Raw genomic sequence first — 574 nt, 5'->3', positions numbered from 1 at the left:
AAGAGTTGGCCGCCACAGACAGCACCGGCTCCATTCCGACTGACTGTGCCGTCATTTTTTGCAGGCTTCCGAACAGCAAATTGGCCGACGTATCTGAACCGGTTATAAACACACCGAGCCAGCCGAGAACGGGAGAAAAGAATGCGAACATTGAACCGGTCATCGCAAGGGACATGCCCAGTGTTGTGCTCATGCCCGAAGAATTGGTGACATAGGCAAAACCGACGACGGAAGCGATCGTTAATATCGGCTTGCCGAGTTCCTTCAGCGAATCTGTAAATACGGCGCCCCATTCTTTCCAAGGCATGCCTGTGACAAACTTTGTCAGTACGGCGGCAATCAGGATCGCCGTACCTGCCGATCCAGCGAGATCAAGTTTGTAAAGAGCCTCAAGCGGTTTTCCGGAACCATCGAGAATTTGATTGTGCAAAAAAGGCACGCCGGGTGCAAACGTCAGCCTGCCGCCGATATCATTTATGAACAGCAGCAATGGATTTGAACCTTCATAATGGCCCGTCAAGGCCTGTTTGACAGATGGAATTCCCCAGATGGAGACCATTGCCGTGAGCAGCAA

Annotated in this window: 1 protein-coding gene; it reads right to left on the bottom strand. The window is 51.7% G+C overall.

Translation table 11 applies throughout. The features are described 5' to 3' along the window. Nucleotides 1-574, bottom strand: a 574-nt coding sequence (locus ACWHAR_RS30210; protein WP_452088820.1) for an L-lactate permease, incomplete at both ends; no start/stop codon positions are given.

It is taken from the genome of Bacillus sp. LR--39 (assembly GCF_053613335.1).
The sequence above is the reverse complement of the archived record's forward strand: the minus strand, read 5'-3'. Positions and strand labels throughout refer to the sequence as shown.